The 18,532-nt window shown below is 70.4% G+C and carries 15 protein-coding genes and 2 pseudogenes; 15 read left to right on the top strand and 2 right to left on the bottom strand.

Annotation, left to right across the window (positions count from 1 at the left end; translation table 11 throughout):
* Positions 1 to 28 precede the first annotated feature (28 nt).
* From QE392_RS14520 to QE392_RS14475, 10 genes are all read left to right on the top strand, one after another.
* Entirely contained in the window at positions 29 to 1,102 is a 1,074-nt protein-coding gene (locus QE392_RS14520; RefSeq protein WP_307452977.1) for a UDP-N-acetylglucosamine--N-acetylmuramyl-(pentapeptide) pyrophosphoryl-undecaprenol N-acetylglucosamine transferase, read from the top strand.
* A 401-nt stretch (positions 1,103 to 1,503) separates the two neighbouring features.
* Positions 1,504 to 2,910, top strand: a complete 1,407-nt coding sequence (murC, locus tag QE392_RS14515; protein WP_307452975.1) for a UDP-N-acetylmuramate--L-alanine ligase — start codon at positions 1,504 to 1,506, stop codon at positions 2,908 to 2,910.
* 2 nt (positions 2,911 to 2,912) lie between these two features.
* A complete protein-coding gene (locus tag QE392_RS14510; protein ID WP_307452974.1) occupies positions 2,913 to 3,839 on the top strand; it encodes an FtsQ-type POTRA domain-containing protein in 927 nt (308 codons plus the stop codon).
* Between the two features lie 151 nt (positions 3,840 to 3,990).
* Complete coding sequence (gene ftsZ / locus QE392_RS14505) at positions 3,991 to 5,178, top strand: cell division protein FtsZ (RefSeq protein ID WP_307452971.1); 1,188 nt, start codon at positions 3,991 to 3,993, stop codon at positions 5,176 to 5,178.
* A gap of 71 nt (positions 5,179 to 5,249) precedes the next feature.
* Complete coding sequence (locus tag QE392_RS14500; RefSeq protein WP_307452969.1) at positions 5,250 to 5,933, top strand: YggS family pyridoxal phosphate-dependent enzyme; 684 nt, start codon at positions 5,250 to 5,252, stop codon at positions 5,931 to 5,933.
* Positions 5,934 to 5,964: 31 nt separating this feature from the next.
* The gene (locus QE392_RS14495; protein ID WP_307452967.1) at positions 5,965 to 6,438 is read left to right on the top strand and encodes a cell division protein SepF; all 474 of its coding nucleotides are present in this window, start codon (positions 5,965 to 5,967) and stop codon (positions 6,436 to 6,438) included.
* 6 nt (positions 6,439 to 6,444) lie between these two features.
* Positions 6,445 to 6,747, top strand: a complete 303-nt coding sequence (locus QE392_RS14490; protein ID WP_307452965.1) for a YggT family protein — start codon at positions 6,445 to 6,447, stop codon at positions 6,745 to 6,747.
* A gap of 129 nt (positions 6,748 to 6,876) precedes the next feature.
* The gene (locus QE392_RS14485; protein ID WP_307452963.1) at positions 6,877 to 7,491 is read left to right on the top strand and encodes a DivIVA domain-containing protein; all 615 of its coding nucleotides are present in this window, start codon (positions 6,877 to 6,879) and stop codon (positions 7,489 to 7,491) included.
* A 9-nt stretch (positions 7,492 to 7,500) separates the two neighbouring features.
* Positions 7,501 to 8,079 (top strand): signal peptidase II, encoded by a 579-nt coding sequence (gene lspA, locus QE392_RS14480; RefSeq protein WP_307452961.1) that lies wholly within the window; start codon positions 7,501 to 7,503, stop codon positions 8,077 to 8,079.
* 1 nt (position 8,080) lies between these two features.
* Positions 8,081 to 9,004 (top strand): RluA family pseudouridine synthase, encoded by a 924-nt coding sequence (locus QE392_RS14475; RefSeq protein WP_307452958.1) that lies wholly within the window; start codon positions 8,081 to 8,083, stop codon positions 9,002 to 9,004.
* Between the two features lie 48 nt (positions 9,005 to 9,052).
* On the opposite strand, the gene QE392_RS14470 is transcribed toward QE392_RS14475, so the two are convergent.
* Positions 9,053 to 9,529 (bottom strand): NUDIX hydrolase, encoded by a 477-nt coding sequence (locus QE392_RS14470; RefSeq protein WP_307452956.1) that lies wholly within the window; start codon positions 9,527 to 9,529, stop codon positions 9,053 to 9,055.
* Between the two features lie 143 nt (positions 9,530 to 9,672).
* On the opposite strand from QE392_RS14470, the pseudogene dnaE reads away from it, so the two are divergent.
* The 5 genes and pseudogenes from dnaE (at position 9,673) to QE392_RS14445 (ending at position 17,637) form a co-directional block, all read left to right on the top strand.
* Positions 9,673 to 13,138: pseudogene (gene dnaE / locus QE392_RS14465) on the top strand (DNA polymerase III subunit alpha).
* Positions 13,139 to 13,326: 188 nt separating this feature from the next.
* Positions 13,327 to 14,493, top strand: a complete 1,167-nt coding sequence (locus tag QE392_RS14460; protein ID WP_307452954.1) for a hypothetical protein — start codon at positions 13,327 to 13,329, stop codon at positions 14,491 to 14,493.
* Positions 14,494 to 14,800: 307 nt separating this feature from the next.
* Positions 14,801 to 16,103, top strand: a pseudogene (hisD, locus tag QE392_RS14455) (histidinol dehydrogenase).
* Between the two features lie 2 nt (positions 16,104 to 16,105).
* Positions 16,106 to 16,606, top strand: a complete 501-nt coding sequence (nrdR, locus tag QE392_RS14450) for a transcriptional regulator NrdR (protein ID WP_307452952.1) — start codon at positions 16,106 to 16,108, stop codon at positions 16,604 to 16,606.
* A 5-nt stretch (positions 16,607 to 16,611) separates the two neighbouring features.
* A complete protein-coding gene (locus tag QE392_RS14445) occupies positions 16,612 to 17,637 on the top strand; it encodes a quinone-dependent dihydroorotate dehydrogenase (protein ID WP_307452950.1) in 1,026 nt (341 codons plus the stop codon).
* A gap of 320 nt (positions 17,638 to 17,957) precedes the next feature.
* Here QE392_RS14445 and QE392_RS14440 read toward each other — a convergent pair whose 3' ends face one another.
* Positions 17,958 to 18,530 (bottom strand): DUF3043 domain-containing protein, encoded by a 573-nt coding sequence (locus QE392_RS14440; protein WP_307452948.1) that lies wholly within the window; start codon positions 18,528 to 18,530, stop codon positions 17,958 to 17,960.
* Between the last annotated feature and the right edge of the window lie 2 nt (positions 18,531 to 18,532).

The raw sequence follows: 18,532 nt of genomic DNA, 5'->3' as shown, positions 1-18,532 counted from the left end.
CGACCGGCGTTCTGACTAGGGTCGTACGGTGACGACTTACCTCCTCGCCGGCGGCGGCACCGCCGGGCACGTCAATCCGCTCCTCGCCGTCGCCGACGGCCTGCGCGCCCGCGATGCCGCGGCCGACGTGCTCGTGCTCGGCACCCGGGAGGGCCTCGAATCCCGTCTCGTGCCGCTGCGCGGATACGAACTGCTCACGGTCGACAAGGTGCCCTTCCCGCGCCGCCCCGACCGCGCCGCCGCCGTCTTCCCCGCGCGTCTGCTGCGCGCCGTGGCGCACGTGAGACGGATCATCCGCGACCGCTCCGTCGACGTCGTCGTCGGCTTCGGCGGGTATGCCGCAGCCCCGGCCTACCTTGCCGCGCGCCGCGAGCGCGTGCCATTCGTCGTGCACGAGGCCAACGCCAAGCCGGGTCTGGCGAATGTGCTCGGTGCCCGCGGGGCGGCCCGGGTGGGGGTGGCCTTCGAGGGCACGCCCTTGCGGGGCGCGCGCGAGGTCGGGATGCCGCTGCGTCGCGAGATCGTCGAGCTCGACGCCCCGGCCCTGCGCGACGAGGCGGCCACCCACTTCGGACTGGATCCCTCGCAGCCCACGCTCCTCGTCTTCGGCGGGTCGCTCGGAGCGCTCCGGCTGAACACCGGGTTCGGCGGAGCCTGGCGCGACGTGCTCGACGCCGGTTGGCAGCTGCTGCACGTCACCGGCCAGAACTCCGACCTGCCCGACCCGGGCGCGAAGGGCTACGCCGTCGTCCGCTACGTCGACCGCATGGACCTGGCCTTCGCGATGGCCGACCTCGTCGTCTCGCGATCGGGCGCTGCGACCGTCAGCGAGATCAACGCCCTCGGCATCCCCGCCGTCTACGTTCCGTACGCGGTCGGCAACGGCGAGCAGAGCCTGAACGCGGCCGCCTCGGTGCGCGCGGGGGCGGCGATCCTCATCACCGACGCCGACCTGACGCCCGAGCGCGTGCGCACGGAGATCGTGCCGCTGCTGCGCGACGGCGAACGCCGGGAGGCCATGCGCGCCGCAGCCGCCCGCACGGGCATCCGGACCGGTACCGAGAACGTCATCGCGCTCGTCGACGAGGCCGTGGCGCGCTGACGCCGGCGGGTCGCGGTGCCGCGCTGGCGCCGGCGGGTCGCGCTGCCGCGCTGGCGCCGGCGGGTCGCGCTGCCGCGCTGGCGCCGGCGGGTCGCGCTGGCGCGCTGGCGCCGGCGGGTCGCGCTGGCGCGCTGCCGCCCGTGAGTCGCGCTGCCGCACACCACGCACCGCCGACGTGAGCAGGTGTCACGAGAACCGGGGACGTCATCGGAACAGGGCGTTCCCCGTCGTGCCGGCCTGTTGCCGTGGCATCCCCTGTTCTGGTGACGGTGCGGCCCGGTGTCCGTGTCGCGCCGGCCGGTGACCGCGGGCCCCGGCCGGCCGCAGTCGCTTCGCACGCTCCGCGACCCGGGCGCGCCGGGGCGTGTGCGCAGGGTCGGCGACGTAAACTCGCAGACGCCATGATCAGACCCGACCTGAGCCTCCCCATCCCCGAGACCATCACCTCCGCGCACTTCATCGGCGTGGGCGGCTCGGGCATGTCCGGGCTCGCCCGCATGTTCCTCGACCGCGGCATCCGGGTCTCCGGCTCGGACCGTTCCGACAGTGCCGCGCTCCGCGACCTCGCCGCCCGCGGTGCCGTCGTCCACGTCGGCCACGACGCCGCGCACCTGGGCGATGCCGACACCGTCGTGCACACCGGCGCCATCTGGCCCGAGAACCCGGAGTTCGTCACGGCCAAGCAGCGCGGGCTGCACGTCATTCACCGCTCGCAGGCGCTGCACTGGCTGATCGGCGGTCGACGACTCGTCTCGGTCGCCGGAGCGCACGGCAAGACCACCTCGACCGGCATGATCGTCACGGCGCTGCGCGCGCTCGAGGAGAACCCCACGTTCGTGAACGGGGGTGTGATCGCCGATCTCGGCGCCTCCAGCGGGACCGGCTCCGACGAGCTCTTCGTCATCGAGGCCGACGAGTCCGACGGCACGTTCGAGCTCTACGACACCTCCGTCGCCCTCATCACCAACGTCGACCCCGACCACCTCGACCATTACGGCTCCCGCGACGCCTTCGATGCCGCGTTCGCGCGTTTCGCCGACGCCGCGCGCGAGGCTGTGGTGATCTCGGCCGACGACCCGGGTGCTCGCGCCGTGCGCGAGCGCATCACGCACGCGAACGTCATCACCTTCGGCGAGGATGAGACGGCTGATGTGCGCCTCAGCGGCATCCGCACCGACGGCCCCGTCGCCTTCACGCTCACCGCCGACGGTGAGAGCGTCGACGTGCGCCTGCGCGTCCCCGGCGCCCACAACGCCGTCAACGCCGCCGGCGCCGTGGCGGTGCTGCGCGTGCTGGGTCACACGCTCGCCGATGCCGCGCGCGCGGTCGAGGGCTTCGGCGGCACGGTCCGCCGCTTCGAACTGCACGGCGTGCAACACGGCGTCAGCGTCTACGACGACTACGCGCACCACCCCACCGAGGTCGCCGCCGCGCTGTCGGCGGCACGGACGGTCGTGGGCGAGGGGCGCATCATCGCGATCCAGCAGCCGCACACCTACTCGCGCACGCAGGAGATGTACCGCGAGTTCGCCGAGGTGCTCGAATCGCACGCCGACCACACCGTCATGCTCGACGTGTACGGGGCCCGCGAAGACCCGGTTCCCGGGGTGACCGGAGAGCTCGTGAGCGGAGCCTTCGCCGACCCGTCGCACGTGCACTACGTCCCCGACTGGCAGGCGGCGGCCGAGTACACGGCCGAGGTGGCCCGCCCCGGCGACTACGTCATCACCCTCGGCTGCGGCAACGTGTACCAGATCATCCCGCAGGTGCTCGAGGCGCTCTCGCGCACCGAGGCCGCGGCGGTCTGAGCGTGAAGCGGCCTTCGCCCCTGCCGCAGCAGCCGGAGTCCGTCCGGCCGGTCCCGCGGGTCGAGCGTCCGGCGCCGCGGGATCCGGTCGCCGCCGAGCAGACGGCTCCGGTGACGCCGCTCACGCGTGCGACGACGGATACCGCGACCGAGCCGCCCCTCGAGGGTGCGAGGCTCCGTGATGTGCTGCGCGCCTCACGGGCGCGTCGGCGCGCCCTGTCGGCCGAGGTCAAGCGTTTCACGGTGCGCAGCCGCCGGCGCCGCAACATCTGGATCGGCGTGGGCGCCGCGCTCCTGGTCACCGTGGTCGGCACGGCCGGTGCGGCGTACAGCCCGCTCTTCGCCCTCGAGCGCATCGACGTGGTCGGAACCGCACAGCTCGATGCCGGCGCCGTCACCGACGCGCTGAGCGGTCAGCTCGGAACCCCGCTCGCCCTCGTCGACGACAGCGAGGTGAAGGCCGCGCTCGTCCGCTTCCCGCTCGTGGAGTCGTACACCCTCGAGGCCCGGCCGCCGCACGACCTCGTCGTGAACATCGTCGAACGCACGCCGATCGGCGCGATGCAGACCGCAGCCGGCTTCACGGTGGTGGATGCCGCCGGCGTCGCGTTATCGACCACGCCCGACGCGCCGGCGGGGCAGCCGGTGCTCGACATCGCGGAGGGGACCGACTCCGCGGCGTTCCACGCGGCCGGCCGGGTCATGCGTGCCCTTCCCGATGCCGTGCGTTCGCAGGTGACCGGGGTCTCGGCATCCACTCCGGACGACGTGACCCTCACGCTCGGTGCGTCGGGATCGACGGTCGTCTGGGGCAGTGCCGACCGATCGGCTGAGAAGGCGGTCGTGCTGGACCGCCTCATGCAGAAGAGCCCTCCCGATCGCGCCAAGGAGTACGACGTCACCTCGCCCGACGCTGGTGTCGTGCGCTGATCTTCGACGCGAATATCGAACACGCCGCGTGTCGGGCGGGCGGGGTCGGATCCGCCACCTACCTTCGAGCTAAGGAATTGCATACCGGGCAATTCTTTAACCCTCAACATGAGGTTTAGAGTTTCGGGTTCGGGGACAAACGGAGGCCGGCATGAGCCACAACCAGAACTACCTCGCCGTGATCAAGGTCGTCGGTGTGGGCGGGGGCGGCGTCAACGCCGTCAACCGCATGATCGAGCTCGGCCTGCGCGGCGTGGAGTTCATCGCGATCAACACCGACGCGCAGGCGCTGCTCATGAGCGACGCCGACGTCAAGCTCGACGTGGGGCGCGAGCTCACCCGGGGTCTCGGCGCAGGTGCCGACCCCGAGGTCGGCCGTCGCGCCGCCGAAGACCACGCGGAGGAGATCGAGGAGGCCCTGCGCGGCGCCGACATGGTCTTCGTCACCGCGGGCGAGGGCGGTGGCACCGGCACGGGCGGCGCGCCGGTGGTGGCGAAGATCGCCAAGTCGATCGGCGCCCTCACCATCGGTGTCGTGACCAAGCCCTTCTCGTTCGAGGGTCGCCGCCGTCAGAGCCAGGCCGAGGCCGGCGTCGGGCGTCTGAAGGAAGAGGTCGACACCCTCATCGTCGTCCCCAACGACCGGCTGCTCGAGATCAGCGACCGCGGCATCTCGATGATCGAGGCGTTCGCCACCGCCGACCAGGTGCTGCTCGCCGGTGTGCAGGGCATCACCGACCTCATCACCACCCCGGGTCTCATCAACCTCGACTTCGCCGACGTCAAGAGCGTGATGCAGGGCGCGGGGTCGGCGCTCATGGGCATCGGTTCCGCGCGCGGCGCCGACCGTGCCATCAAGGCCGCCGAGCTCGCCGTCGAATCCCCGCTGCTCGAGGCGTCGATCGAGGGTGCGCACGGCGTGCTGCTGTCCATCCAGGGCGGTTCGAACCTCGGCATCTTCGAGATCAACGACGCCGCTCAGCTCGTCAAGGAAGCGGCCCACCCCGAAGCCAACATCATCTTCGGAACGGTCATCGACGACACCCTCGGCGACGAGGTGCGCGTCACCGTCATCGCCGCCGGCTTCGACGGGGGCGAGCCGTCGCTGCGAATCGATCCCGTGGGGGCGCAGCGCCCGGCATCCACTCCGGTGCTCCCGGCCATCCCGGCCGACGACGTCGCCCGTGACCTGGACGCCGCCGAGGAGCAGAAGACCGCCGCCGAGCGCGCCCCCGAGCGTCGCCCGGAGCCGGCTCCGGTGGCCGCGCGCGTTCCCGAGACCTCGTACGACAGCGGCTACGCCGACGACGACCTCGACGTGCCGGACTTCCTGAAGTAAGCACGCACGATCTCACCGTCGAAAGCGGGTCCGGTCTCCACCGGGCCCGCTCTCGTCGTCGAAGGAGCAGCATGGACACCGCCCTGGCCGACCGGCTCGCCGCCGTCGATGAGCGCATCCGGGATGCCGCCCGCGCGGCGCACCGCGACGTCGCCGACATCACCCGCATCGTCGTGACGAAGTTCCACCCCGCGTCCCTCGTGCGCGATCTCCACGCCCTCGGCGTGCGTCACGTGGGCGAGAACCGCCAGCAGGAGCTCACCGCCAAGCGCGCGGAGCTGGCCGGCATCCCGGATCTCACCTGGCACTTCATCGGTCAGGCGCAGACGAACAAAGCCCGTGCCGTCCGGGCGGCCGCGGATGCCGTGCATTCGGTCGACCGCGCGCGCATCGCCGACGCGCTGGACGCCGCCGACGGCGAGGGGGTGCTGGACGTGCTGCTGCAGGTCAACCTCACCGATGACAGCGGCCGCGGAGGCGTCGCGCCCGGGGGTGTCGACGAGCTCGCCGTGCACGTCTCGGGGCTGTCGGGGTTGCGTCTGCGCGGCGTGATGGCGGTCGCCCCCCTCGACGAGGAGCCCGCCCGGGCCTTCGAGCGACTTCGCCGGTCGGCCGACGTCGTGCGTGCGGTGGACCCCGACGCGCGGTGGATCTCGGCAGGGATGACCGGCGATTTCCCGGAAGCCATCGCGATGGGCGCGACACACCTGCGGATCGGCTCCGCAATCACCGGCCCGAGGCCCCCGCGCGACTAGCCTCGGACCAGACGAGCGAACGGAGGATGCGATGTCGAACCCCCTCAAGAAAACGATGGTGTACCTGGGCCTCGCCGACGAGGAAGAGACCTATGAGGAGACAGCGCCGCAGCCCATCGCGCGCAAGCAGCCCACGCAGACTGCTGCTCCCGTCGAGAAGGCCGCGCCGGTGACCCCGCTGCACCGGCCCGCCGTGGTGCGCCAGCCCACCGCGGGTCCCGTGAGCGAGATCCTCACGGTGCACCCGAAGCAGTACCGCGACGCGCAGACGATCGCCGAGAACTTCCGCGAGGGGATCCCGGTCATCATCAACCTGTCGCAGATGAGCGACGCCGACGCGCGCCGTCTGATCGACTTCGCGAGCGGACTCTCGCTCGGACTGTACGGCCGCATCGAGCGGGTGACGAGCAAGGTCTTCCTGCTCTCGCCCGAGAACATCGCCGTCTCCGGCGACGGTGCGATCGCGCAGGCCGACCCCGAGGTCGCGCCCTTCGCGTCCCAGTAACGCGCCGTGGCCGTCGTGAGCCTGATCGGCTCCATCCTCAGCACGATCCTGTTCATCTACATCGTGATCCTGCTCGCCCGCCTCGTGCTCGAGTACATCCCGATGTTCAACCGGGAGTGGCGTCCGCGCGGTGTCACCCTGGTGCTGGCCGAGATCATCTACACCGTGACGGACCCGCCCATCAAGCTGATTCGCCGCGTCATCCCGCCCCTGCGCATCGGGGGCATCGCGATCGATTTCGGTTTCGCGATCGTGATGTTCGTCTGCTTCCTGCTGTTGAGCGTCACGCGGTCCCTCGCGGCCGCCTGACCTTCGCGTCGCCGCCCTTCGCCCGTCTTCGACACCGACGAAGGGCGGCGACTATGCTGTTCCGAAGCGGTGAGCCCCGGTGCGACACCACATGCCTTTCTACTCAGAGCTCTCGAAAGAGGAATCACCATGGCACTGACCCCCGATGACGTCGTCACCAAGCAGTTCCAGCACGTGCGCTTCAAGGAGGGCTTCGACCCCGATGAGGTCGACGACTTCCTCGACGAGATCGTCGTCGAGTGGCGCAAGACCATCGCCGAGAACGAAGAGCTGAAGGCCAAGCTCGCGGCCTACGAGTCCGGCGAAGCCACCCCGGCCGCCGAGGCGCCCGCCGCCGAGGCGCCCGCGACGGCAGAGCCCGCCGTCGAAGAGACCCCCGCTCCCGTCGTGTCGAAGTCGACCCCCGACCTGGAGCCGGCCGCGCAGAGCGCGGGCATCATCGAGCTCGCCCAGCGCCTGCACGACGAGCACGTGGCCGAGGGCCGCGCGCAGCGCGACCAGCTCATCAGCGAGGCCCAGGCGCAGGCGGCGTCCATCGTCGCCGAAGCCGAGCAGAAGGGCCGCGAAGAGCGCGCCCGCCTCGAGAAGGAGCGCACCACGCTCGAGGGCCGCATCACCGAGCTCCGCAACTTCGAGCGCGACTACCGCTCGCAGCTGCGTTCCTACATCGAGGGTCAGCTCCGCGACCTCGACACCACCGCGACGTCCTCGGGCTCGACGCCGGTGTCGGCGATCGGCCTGTAGGACCACTCTTTGCGCAGTCGATCTCCTCTGCGTCCGGCGGCGGCCGGCATCGTCATCGCGATCCTCGCGATGCTGGTGCTGGCCGCCGACCAGTTGGCGAAGACCGTCGCCATCGACAACCTCCCCCCGGAGCGCGTCGTCCCGGTCCTCGGCGACGCGCTGCAGTTCTACCTCGTCCGCAATCCCGGTGCGGCTTTCTCGCTCGGCGAGGGCGTGACGTGGGTCTTCACCATCGCGCTGGCGGTCGTCGCCGGCGTGATCGTCTTCCTCGCGGTGCGGCGTGTCCGCTCGCGGCTGTGGGCCGTCGTCCTGGGCCTCCTCCTCGGGGGTGTGCTGGGCAACCTCACCGACCGTCTCATCCGGGAGCCGGGCTTCCCGGTGGGTCACGTGGTCGACTTCATCTCGACGCCCTGGATGATGCCCGCGATCTACAACGTCGCCGACGTGTTCATCGTCTCCATGATGATCTCGGTCGCGATCCTCGTGCTCGCTGGGCTCCGCATCGACGGCACGCGCGAGACGCGGGCCTCCCGTGCGGCCGCGGCCGACGGCGAAATCGAGGCGTCGCCCGGCCCGGGAGCCCGCTGACATGGAGTCGCGGAGTCTGCCCGTCCCCGACGGGCTCGAAGGAACACGCATCGACCAGGCGCTGGCGAAGATGCTCGGATTCTCGCGCACCTTCGCGGCCGAGGTCGCCGACGCCGGGGGAGTCAGCGTCGACGGTCGCACCGCCGGCCGCTCCGACCGCCTCCGCGCGGGCGCGTGGCTGACGGTGGAGTGGGAGCCCAAGCGCGACCCGGAGGTCGTGCCGGTCGAGGTACCCGACCTCGGGATCGTGCACGACGACGACGACATCGTGGTGGTCGACAAGCCCGCTTTCGTCGCCGCGCACCCCTCCCTCGGGTGGGAGGGACCCACAGTCCTCGGAGCCCTGGCCGCCGCGGGATTCCGCATCGCGACGAGCGGCCCGGCCGAGCGCCGCGGCATCGTGCACCGCCTAGACGCGGGCACCAGCGGGCTGATGGTCGTGGCCAAGACGGAGCGGGCGTACACGCTGCTCAAGAGCGCCTTCAAAGAGCGCGAGGTCGACAAGATCTACCACGCGGTCGTGCAGGGCCATCCCGACCCGCTGGCGGGGACCATCGACGCCCCGATCGGGCGGCATCCGCATCACTCCTGGAAGTTCGCCGTCACCCCCGACGGCAAGGACTCGGTGACGCACTACGAGACGCTCGAGGCGTTCCCGCGCGCGTCGCTGCTCGAGATCCACCTCGAGACCGGTCGCACCCACCAGATCCGCGTGCACATGGCCGCACACCGCCACCCGTGCGCGGGCGACCCGCTGTACGGCGCCGATCCCACGCTGTCGGCCCGTCTCGGGCTGACCCGGCAGTGGCTGCACGCGCACCGTCTCGCCTTCACGCACCCCGGGACGGGGGAGTGGGTCTCGTTCGAGTCGCCCTACCCGCCCGATCTGTCCCACGCGCTCGAGGTGCTCGAAGACGGCATCTGAGCGCCGCACGCGTCGGACCGTCGAGGACGTGCACCCGCGGTGCGGTGCTCAGTCGTCTCGCTGGGCGAAGCGCGCGGGGCCGTCCTGGAGGGCTGCTCGCACGCGCTCCGCCATCTCGGCATCCAAGATGTGCGGCACGTCCGAGACGGGATGCCATCCGACCTCGGTCATCTCTCCGTCCACGGGCAGCGGGTCGCCGGAGATCCAGCGGCACAGGAAGGTGAGGTCCAGGTAGTCGCTCTGATCACCGTTGTCGTACGTGACCCGCGGAATCTGGTGCACCCACGCGAGCCTCTCCGCGCGGATGCGCACCCCGGCCTCTTCCTCCGCTTCTCGCACGGCGGCGTCGGCGGGCTCTTCGCCGGGGTCGACGATGCCCGTGACGGGGGTGAGGCGGCCGTTGTCGCTGCGGCGACCGAGGAGCACCTCGCCCTCGCGGACGATCACCGCCGTGACCCCCACGAGCGGCAGCGGACGGGTGCCGACGTGACGGCGGAGTTCGAGCACGAAATCAGGAGTGGGCACGGCCTCACCGTAGCCGAGTCGCGCGCGCAGAGGTGAGGGGCATCCGCACCGAGCGTCCGGGGAGCGATGTCGGAGGCGAAACGTAGACTCGACTCGTGGCAGCAGACTCCTTCGTTCACCTTCACGTGCACAGCGAGTATTCGATGCTCGACGGCGCGGCGCGCATCGGCCCGATGGTGCAAGAGGCCGTCAAGCAGGGCATGCCGGCCATCGCGGTCACCGACCACGGCAACACCTTCGCCGCCTTCGAGTTCTACAAGACGGCGAAGGATGCCGGCATCAAGCCGATCATCGGGATCGAGGCCTACGTCACCCCCGGCACGCACCGCTCCGACAAGGCCCGTGTGCGCTGGGGGACTCCCGAGCAGCAGAGCGACGACGTGTCGGGCTCGGGTGCCTACACGCACATGACGCTGCTGTCCGAGACGACCGAGGGCATGCACAACCTCTTCCGCCTGTCGTCCAAGGCGAGCATGGAGGGGTACTACTTCAAGCCCCGCATGGACCGGGAGCTGCTGCAGACGTACGGCAAGGGCCTGATCGCCACCACCGGCTGTCCGTCCGGCGAGGTGCAGACGCGCCTCCGGCTCGGACAGTACGACGCCGCTCGGGCCGCGGCGGCCGAGTTCCAGGACATCTTCGGCAAAGACAACTACTTCGCCGAGATCATGGATCACGGCCTCTCGATCGAGCGCCGCGTCATGGGCGATCTCATCAAGATCTCGAAGGATCTCGGCATCCCGCTGGTCGGCACGAACGACCTGCACTACACCCATCAGCACGACGCCACGAGTCACGCCGCCCTGCTGTGCGTGCAGTCCGGTTCCACGCTCGACGACCCCAAGCGTTTCAAGTTCGACGGTGACGGCTACTACGTCAAGTCACCCGCCGAGATGCGACAGGTCTTCCGTGACCATCCCGAGGCCTGCGACAACACCCTGCTGATCGCCGAGCGCTGCGATGTCGCGTTCGACACCTCGGCCAACTACATGCCGCGCTTCCCGGTACCCCCGGGCGAGACCGAGGGCAGCTGGATGATCAAAGAGGTCGAGAACGGCCTCCAAGACCGCTACCCCGGCGGGCATCCCCGACGACGTGCGCAAGCAGGCCGAGTACGAGACCGACGTCATCCTGCAGATGGGCTTCCCGGGCTACTTCCTCGTGGTCGCCGACTTCATCAACTGGGCCAAGCGCAACGGCATCCGCGTCGGCCCCGGTCGTGGCTCGGGGGCGGGCTCCATGGTCGCCTACGCGATGAAGATCACCGACCTCGACCCCCTGCAGCACGGTCTGATCTTCGAGCGCTTCCTCAACCCCGACCGCGTCTCGATGCCCGACTTCGACGTCGACTTCGACGACCGTCGTCGGGGCGAGGTGATCCAGTACGTCACCGAGAAGTACGGAGACGAGCGCGTCGCCCAGATCGTCACGTACGGAACGATCAAGGCGAAGCAGGCCCTGAAAGACGCCGGGCGCGTGCTCGGCTTCCCCTTCAGCATGGGAGACCGCCTGACCAAGGCCATGCCGCCGGCGGTCATGGGCAAAGACATGCCGCTGGACGGCATGTTCAACCCCGAGCACCCGCGGTACAAAGAGGCCAGCGAGTTCCGCACGCTCATCGAGACCGATGCCGAGGCCAAGACGGTGTTCGACACCGCGCTCGGGCTCGAGAACCTGAAGCGTCAATGGGGCGTGCACGCCGCCGGTGTGATCATGTCGAGCGAGCCGCTCATCGACATCATCCCGATCATGCGTCGCGAGCAGGACGGCCAGATCGTCACGCAGTTCGACTACCCCGCGTGCGAGTCGCTCGGCCTGATCAAGATGGACTTCCTGGGGCTGCGCAACCTCACCATCATCAACGACGCCCTCGACAACATCGAGGCCAACCGCGGACACCCCCTGGTGCTCGAAGACCTCGCCCTCGACGACGCCGCATCGTACGAGCTCCTCGCCCGCGGCGACACGCTGGGAGTGTTCCAGCTCGACGGGGGGCCCATGCGCTCTCTGCTGCGGCTCATGCGTCCCGACAACTTCGAGGACATCTCGGCCGTCCTGGCGCTGTACCGCCCTGGTCCGATGGGCGTGAACTCGCACATCAACTACGCGCTGCGCAAGAACAAGCAGCAGGAGATCGAACCGATCCACCCCGAGCTCGAAGAACCGCTCGCGGACATCCTCGACACCACCTATGGCCTGATCGTCTATCAGGAGCAGGTGATGGCCGTCGCGCAGCGCGTCGCCGGATACACGCTGGGCCAGGCCGACCTCCTGCGGCGCGCCATGGGAAAGAAGAAGAAGAGCGAGCTCGACAAGCAGAAGGAGATCTTCTTCGGCGGCATGACCGAGCGCGGTTTCGGCGAGGTGGCCCAACAGACCCTGTGGAAGGTGTTGGAGTCGTTCGCGGACTACGCCTTCAACAAGGCGCACACGGCCGCGTACGGACTCGTCTCGTACTGGACGGCGTACCTCAAGGCGCACTATCCCGCCGAGTACATGGCCGCGCTGCTGACCAGCGTGGGCGACTCGAAAGACAAGATGGCGGTGTACCTCAACGAATGTCGCCGCATGGGCATCAAGGTGCTGCCTCCCGACGTCAACGAGTCCATCCGGTTCTTCGCGGCCGTCGGCGAAGACATCCGCTTCGGCCTGGGCGCCGTCCGGAACGTCGGCGCCAACGTGGTCGACGGCATCGTCGCCGCGCGTCAGGACGCCCCCTACACGTCCTTCCACGACTTCTTGTCGAAGGCGCCGATGCACGTCGCCAACAAGCGCACGGTGGAGTCGCTCATCAAGGCCGGAGCGTTCGACTCCCTCGGTTCGACCCGGCGCGCGCTGATCGAGGTCCACGAGGACGCCTGCGAGGGCGCGGTGCTCGACAAGCGCCGGGAGGCCAACGGCGAGGTGGGCTTCGACTTCGACTCCCTGTGGGACGAACCGCAGCAGGTCGTCAAGGTGCCCGAGCGGCCCGAGTGGACGAAGAAAGACAAACTGGCGTTCGAGCGGGAGATGCTGGGCCTCTACGTGTCCGACCACCCGCTGGCCGGGCTCGAGGTGCCCCTCGCAAAGCACGCCTCCACCTCGATCCACGACCTGCTCGCCTCGGAAGACGTGCAGGACGGCGATCAGGTCACCGTGGCGGGCCTGCTCACCAGCGTGCAGCACCGCGTGGCGAAGCAGAGCGGCAACCCCTACGGCATGGTCACCGTCGAGGACTTCAACGGCGAGGTGACCGTGATGTTCATGGGCAAGACGTACGCCGAGTTCGCACCGGTCCTGCAGGCCGATTCGATCCTCGTCGTCCGCGGCCGGGTGTCGCGACGCGACGACGGGTTGAATCTGCACGCGCAGAGCGCGTTCGCCCCCGACCTCGAGGGGCTCGACGAGTCGGGTGGTCTCACCCTCGTCGTTCCCGAGCAGCGCGCCAACGAGGCGCTGGTCGGGGAACTCGCACAGATGCTGCGTCGGCACGCCGGACCCACCGAGGTCGTGTTGAAGCTGCACAAGGGCGGCACGGCAAAGGTGTTCGAGGTTCCGATGCCCGTGCGCGTGACGGCCGATCTCTTCGGAGAACTGAAGGGCCTGCTGGGACCGAACTGCCTCGGCTGACCCGCCCCCTCCCGGGGCGCTGCAACCCCAGCGGATGCTGAACAGCCCGTGATTAGGATGACCAGGCGCTGCGGCGCCCTGGTGAAAGGATCATCGTGACCGATCAGAACCCCCACGACGGAATGACCTCCGCCGATCGTGAACGTCCGGACACCCCCGTGTCCGCGACGTCCGCTCATGATCGACCCGTGTCGTCCGTGCCCGCCGACGAGCACCGATCGGTGCCGGCGTCCGCGCACGCCAACGCCGGTGCGCGCGACCACCACGACCTGCGGTCCGCCGACCTCCCGCAGTACGGCGTCGGACCGTTCTCCGTCCGCGAGGTGTCGTTGCTCGGCATCTGGGTGGTCGCCTTCTTGGTCTCGTTCTTCCGAACGAACATCCTCGACTCGCCCTCGGGTGTTCTCGTCGGCGGCGCGAACGTGTGGCTGTCGGGGCTGTGGTGGATCTCCACCATCGCCCTGCCCACCGTCGCGGTCGGCCTGCTCGTGCTCCGCCGCCTCTCACCGCAGGGCATCCGCCGCGTCGGCTCGCTCGGCATCGACCAGTTCGCATCGGTCGCCTTCACCGTTTCTGCGCTGGTGTGGATCTCGTGGGTGTGGGACACCGTCGTCGTGTTCGACGAGACCGGGATCTGGACGCGGTCATGGGTCATCTGGGTCGAGGCTGTGCTGATGCTCGCCGGTGTCGTCCTCACCGTTTTCGGGCCGCTCATCCCGCCGTTCGCGCAGGACTTCCGCGGTCGCGACGAGGTCCCCGCGCACCGCAATGCCCGCCCGATCCGACCGGTCGTCGCGCGTCCGCGGACCCCGCGCACTCCGCGTGACGGCGCGGAGAAGCACGGGGTCGTGCGTACGGGGGAGGGGCACGCCGTCGCCGCCGATTCCGACGCGCTGACGCCGGGCAGCTACACCGGCTCGACCGACCTCTCTCGCGAGGAGTCGGCGCCGCGCACGTCGGTCCTCCCCGCGCATACGGATGACGAGAACGACACCGACGTGTTCGCGCCGCTGCGGGCGGAGCAGCGGGACGACGACCTGCGCCGTGACGAATTCCGCCTCGACGAGCAGCACGTCGACGAGGACGGTGGGGATGACCGCGGCGACGGGAACCGTGGGGGCGAGCACGCGGCCCAGGACCGCCGTGACGACCGCGACCACGCGCACGCGCAGGCGTTCTGGGCGCTCGCCCCGGAGGAGCGCGAGATCGTCGACGATTACGGAACGCCCATCTTCCGCATCGGTCCCACCGCGTGGGCGCTCGTCGTCGAGGACCGCGGGGAGACCTTCGTGGTGCGCCACGACGACGGCCGCATCGGCTACCTGCACGACGTGTCGGGCGTCACGCGCGGCTGACCCCGTCCGCGAGCCGCCCGCTCCTCGGGTGGGCGGCTCGCGGGTGCGTCGACGTGCCCGGGTCGTTCCGCGCTGATCGTGGTTAGACGCCGGCAGGGGAGGCGCCCGGCTCGCACGGTCCGCGCCAGGTGCCCTGTCGCGTCGTCGTCCTCGACGTCCGCATCGTCAGTCTGATGGCGAGGGGTCCGAGGTCCCGACACCGCGTCGACGACGAGACGACCCGCGCGGGTTCTGCACCGGCTGTGCACCGTCTGGAAGCCGCCCGTCCGGCGCGAGGCCGCGCGGACGCGGCCGGTAACCTGGAGCCATGCTCCGCACGATCGATCTCCGCGGCCGCGTGCTCTCGCCGGCCGAGCTCCTCGCCACGGTGCCGCGCGCCGATGCCGCGCGCGACGAGGCCCTCGCCACGGCCGCACGTCTCGTCGACGATGTGGCCCACCGCGGCGAGGATGCTCTCCGCGAGCAGGCCGCGCGATTCGACCGGGTGAGCGACCATGCCATCCGGGTTCCGGCCGACCACCTCGACGAGGCGGTCCGCGACCTCGCTCCCGAGATCCGCTCGGCCCTCGACGCCGCCATCACGCGCGTCCGAACGGCATCCGCCGCTCAGGTCCCCGCGCCCGTCGTGACCGAGATCGGTCCCGGTGCCCGCGTCACCCAACGGTGGCAGCCGGTGCGGCGCGTGGGTCTGTACGTTCCCGGGGGCAAGGCCGTCTATCCCTCCAGCGTCGTGATGAACGTCGTCCCGGCGCAGGTCGCAGGTGTGCGCGAGGTCGCGCTGGCGTCGCCGCCGCAGTCGGCGTTCGGCGGACGTGTGCACCCCGTCATCCTCGCCGCCGCACGGCTGCTCGGCGTGACGGAGGTCTACGCCATGGGTGGTGCCGGAGCGATCGGCGCATTCGCCTACGGCGTCGCCGAGATCGGCCTCGACCCGGTCGACGTGGTCACCGGACCGGGCAACAATTTCGTTGCCTCGGCCAAGCGCGCTGTGGCCGGGCGCGTCGGCACGGACTCGGAGGCGGGCGCCACGGAGATCCTCGTCGTGGCCGACGACGGTGCCGAGCCCACCCTCGTCGCGGCCGATCTGGTGAGCCAGGCCGAGCACGACGAGCAGGCCCTCGGCCGTGCTGGTGACCGACTCCGCTCGGCTGGCCGATGCCGTGCTGAACGCGCTGCCGGCACGCGTAGCGGCGACCCGCCACAGCGAACGCGTGACCGCGGCATTCCACGGCCCTCAGTCGGCCGTCGTGCTCGTCGACGACATCGCGCAGGCGACCGCTTTCAGCAACGCCTACGCTCCCGAGCACCTCGAGCTCCACCTCGCCGACCCGCGACCGGAGGACTACGTCAATGCGGGCGCGGTCTTCGTCGGCCCCTACACACCCGTGAGCCTGGGCGACTACCTCGCCGGGAGCAACCACGTGCTGCCGACCGGCGGTCAGGCACGGTACGGCGCGGGCTTGTCGGCGGCGACGTTCCTGCGGCCGCAGCAGGTCGTGGAGTACGACCGTGCGGCGTTGTCCGAGGTGCGGGATGCCATCGTCACGCTCGCCGAGGCCGAGGCGCTGCCCGCGCACGGTGAGGCCGTGACCGCGCGTTTCGAGGTGTAGCCGTGCACTGCCCGTTCTGCCGCAACCCGGATTCCCGCGTCATCGACTCGCGCACGAGCGACGACGGTCTGAGCATCCGGCGACGCCGGCAGTGCCCGAAATGCGGCGGGCGTTTCTCCACCGTCGAGACGGCGAGTCTGAACGTGATCAAACGCTCGGGTGTCGTGGAACCCTTCAGTCGAGAGAAGGTCATGTCGGGCGTACGCAAGGCGTGCCAGGGACGACCCGTGACCGATGCCGACCTCGCCGTGCTCGCTCAGCGCGTGGAGGAGGCGATCCGCCAGACCGGGTCGTCGCAGATCGAGGCGAACGAGATCGGACTGTCGATCCTCGGACCGCTCCGCGACCTCGACGAGGTCGCGTACCTGCGTTTCGCGAGCGTGTACCAGGCGTTCGACTCCCTCGAGGACTTCGACGCCGCCATCGCGCAGCTCCGCGCCGATCACGCCATGCGCGGCACCGACCCCGCGGACGACGAGCACGATGGGCGTCCAGTAGCCTGACGGTGATGTATCCCCTTCTCTTCCGCACGGTCCTCACCCGCCTCGATCCCGAGTTCGCGCACCACCTCGGAGCGCTCGTCATCCGTGCCGCGGGCGTCGAGCCGGTGGCATCCGTCGTCCGTCGCTTCACGGCCCCCGGACCCGAGCAGCGGGTGCGCGCCCTCGGGCTGGACTTCCCCTCGCCGTTCGGCGTCGCCGCGGGTTTCGACAAGAACGTCACGATGGGAAGGGGCCTCGGCGCCCTGGGCTTCGGGCACGTCGAGGTGGGGACGGTCACCGCGCTCCCGCAGCCGGGCAACCCCAAGCCCCGCCTGTTCCGTCTCGTCGCCGACCGTGCGGTGATCAACCGCATGGGCTTCAACAACGACGGTGCCGCGGCGGCCGCCGCCAAGCTCCGCCGTCTGCGGCGCTCGCGCACGCGGCCCGTGATCGGCGTCAACATCGGCAAGAGCCGCGTCGTCGCCGTCGAGGACGCCACCACCGATTACGTCCGCAGTGCGAAACTGCTCGCCCCTCTGGCTGACTACCTCGTCGTCAACGTGTCGTCGCCCAACACCCCGGGCCTGCGCGGACTGCAAGCCGTCGAGACGCTGCGTCCGCTGCTGACGGAGGTTCGGGATGCCGCGGGCTCGACGCCCCTGCTCGTGAAGATCGCGCCCGACCTCGACGACGCCGAGGTGCAGGACATCGCGCGTCTCGCGGTGGACGCGGGGTTGGCGGGCATCATCGCCACGAACACCACCATCGAGCGTTCGGGGCTTCGCACCGACCCGGCCGTGGTCGAGGCCGCGGGTGTCGGCGGCCTCTCGGGTGCGCCCCTGAAGAAGCGCGCTGCCGACGTGCTCCGACTCGTCCGTGAAGCCGTCCCGGCGGACTTCGTCGTGATCTCGGCCGGGGGAGTGGAGACCGCCGACGACGTGCGCGAGCGCCTCGCCGCCGGCGCGACCCTCGTCCAGGGCTATACCGGCTTCCTCTACCGCGGCCCGCTGTGGGCGCGGCAGATCAACCGCGGTCTCGCCCGCGCCCGCTGACCGGCCCGTGTCCGGTGATCAGCCCGCGCGCTGATCAGTCTGCGCCCGTCGAGCCCGCGCGCTGACCGGGACGCGTCCGCTGACCATCGGCCGTCGAGTGTCCAGGACACGCCGGTGACGTTCGCGGCCAAGTGGCGCGTCGTGGACACCCCACCCGTGACGAGCGTCCGAAGCGGGGGCACCTGAGCCGGTGCCGGCGCGCAGCGGGGATCGAGGACACGTCGTCCGTCGTGAGGGGACGCGCGGCGGGCACGCGCGCCCGCGCCGGAAATACCGAAGCGGCGCGCCCGAAGGCACGCCGCTTCGTGTGGACGCGGGGGTCAGACCGGGTACTGCCCGCGCTTGACCTGAGCCTTAGGCAGACGCATGAAGCGCATCTGCACGGTGCGCATCGCCGCGTACCAGCCGAGGCCCTTCTCGAGCTTGGTCTCGCCGAACTTCTCCTTCGCGGCCTTCTTGACGCGGATGGAGGTGATGATCATGTCGCCGACCACGAAGAGGATGAAGATCCACAGCGCCACGAACGACCAGTACTGGAAGAACGACGCGGGGATCAGCGTCGCGACGATGACGAGCACCATGAACGGCATGACGCCCTCGCCGAGGTGCCATCCGGCATCCACGAAGTCGCGCGCGAAGCGACGCTGCGGACCGCGATCGCGCGCCGGCAGATAGCGCTCTTCGCCGGCGGCCATGCCGATGCGGGCCTTCTCGCGCTGCGCGGCCAATTCGGCACGGGCGCGAGCCTTCGCCTCCTTGGTGTCGGGCACGAGGGGGCGCTTGCGCGCGGCCTCCTGCTCGGCGCGCGACGGGGTCGCGCGGCCCTTGCCCGTGCCACTGTCCGTCGGGTCGACGGGGGTGTCGTTGGGGGCGGGGGCGGAAGACTTGGCCACGG

The sequence above is a fragment of the Microbacterium proteolyticum genome (assembly GCF_030818075.1).
In the GTDB taxonomy this organism is placed as follows: Bacteria; Actinomycetota; Actinomycetes; order Actinomycetales; family Microbacteriaceae; genus Microbacterium; species Microbacterium proteolyticum_A.
The sequence above is the reverse complement of the archived record's forward strand: the minus strand, read 5'-3'. Positions and strand labels throughout refer to the sequence as shown.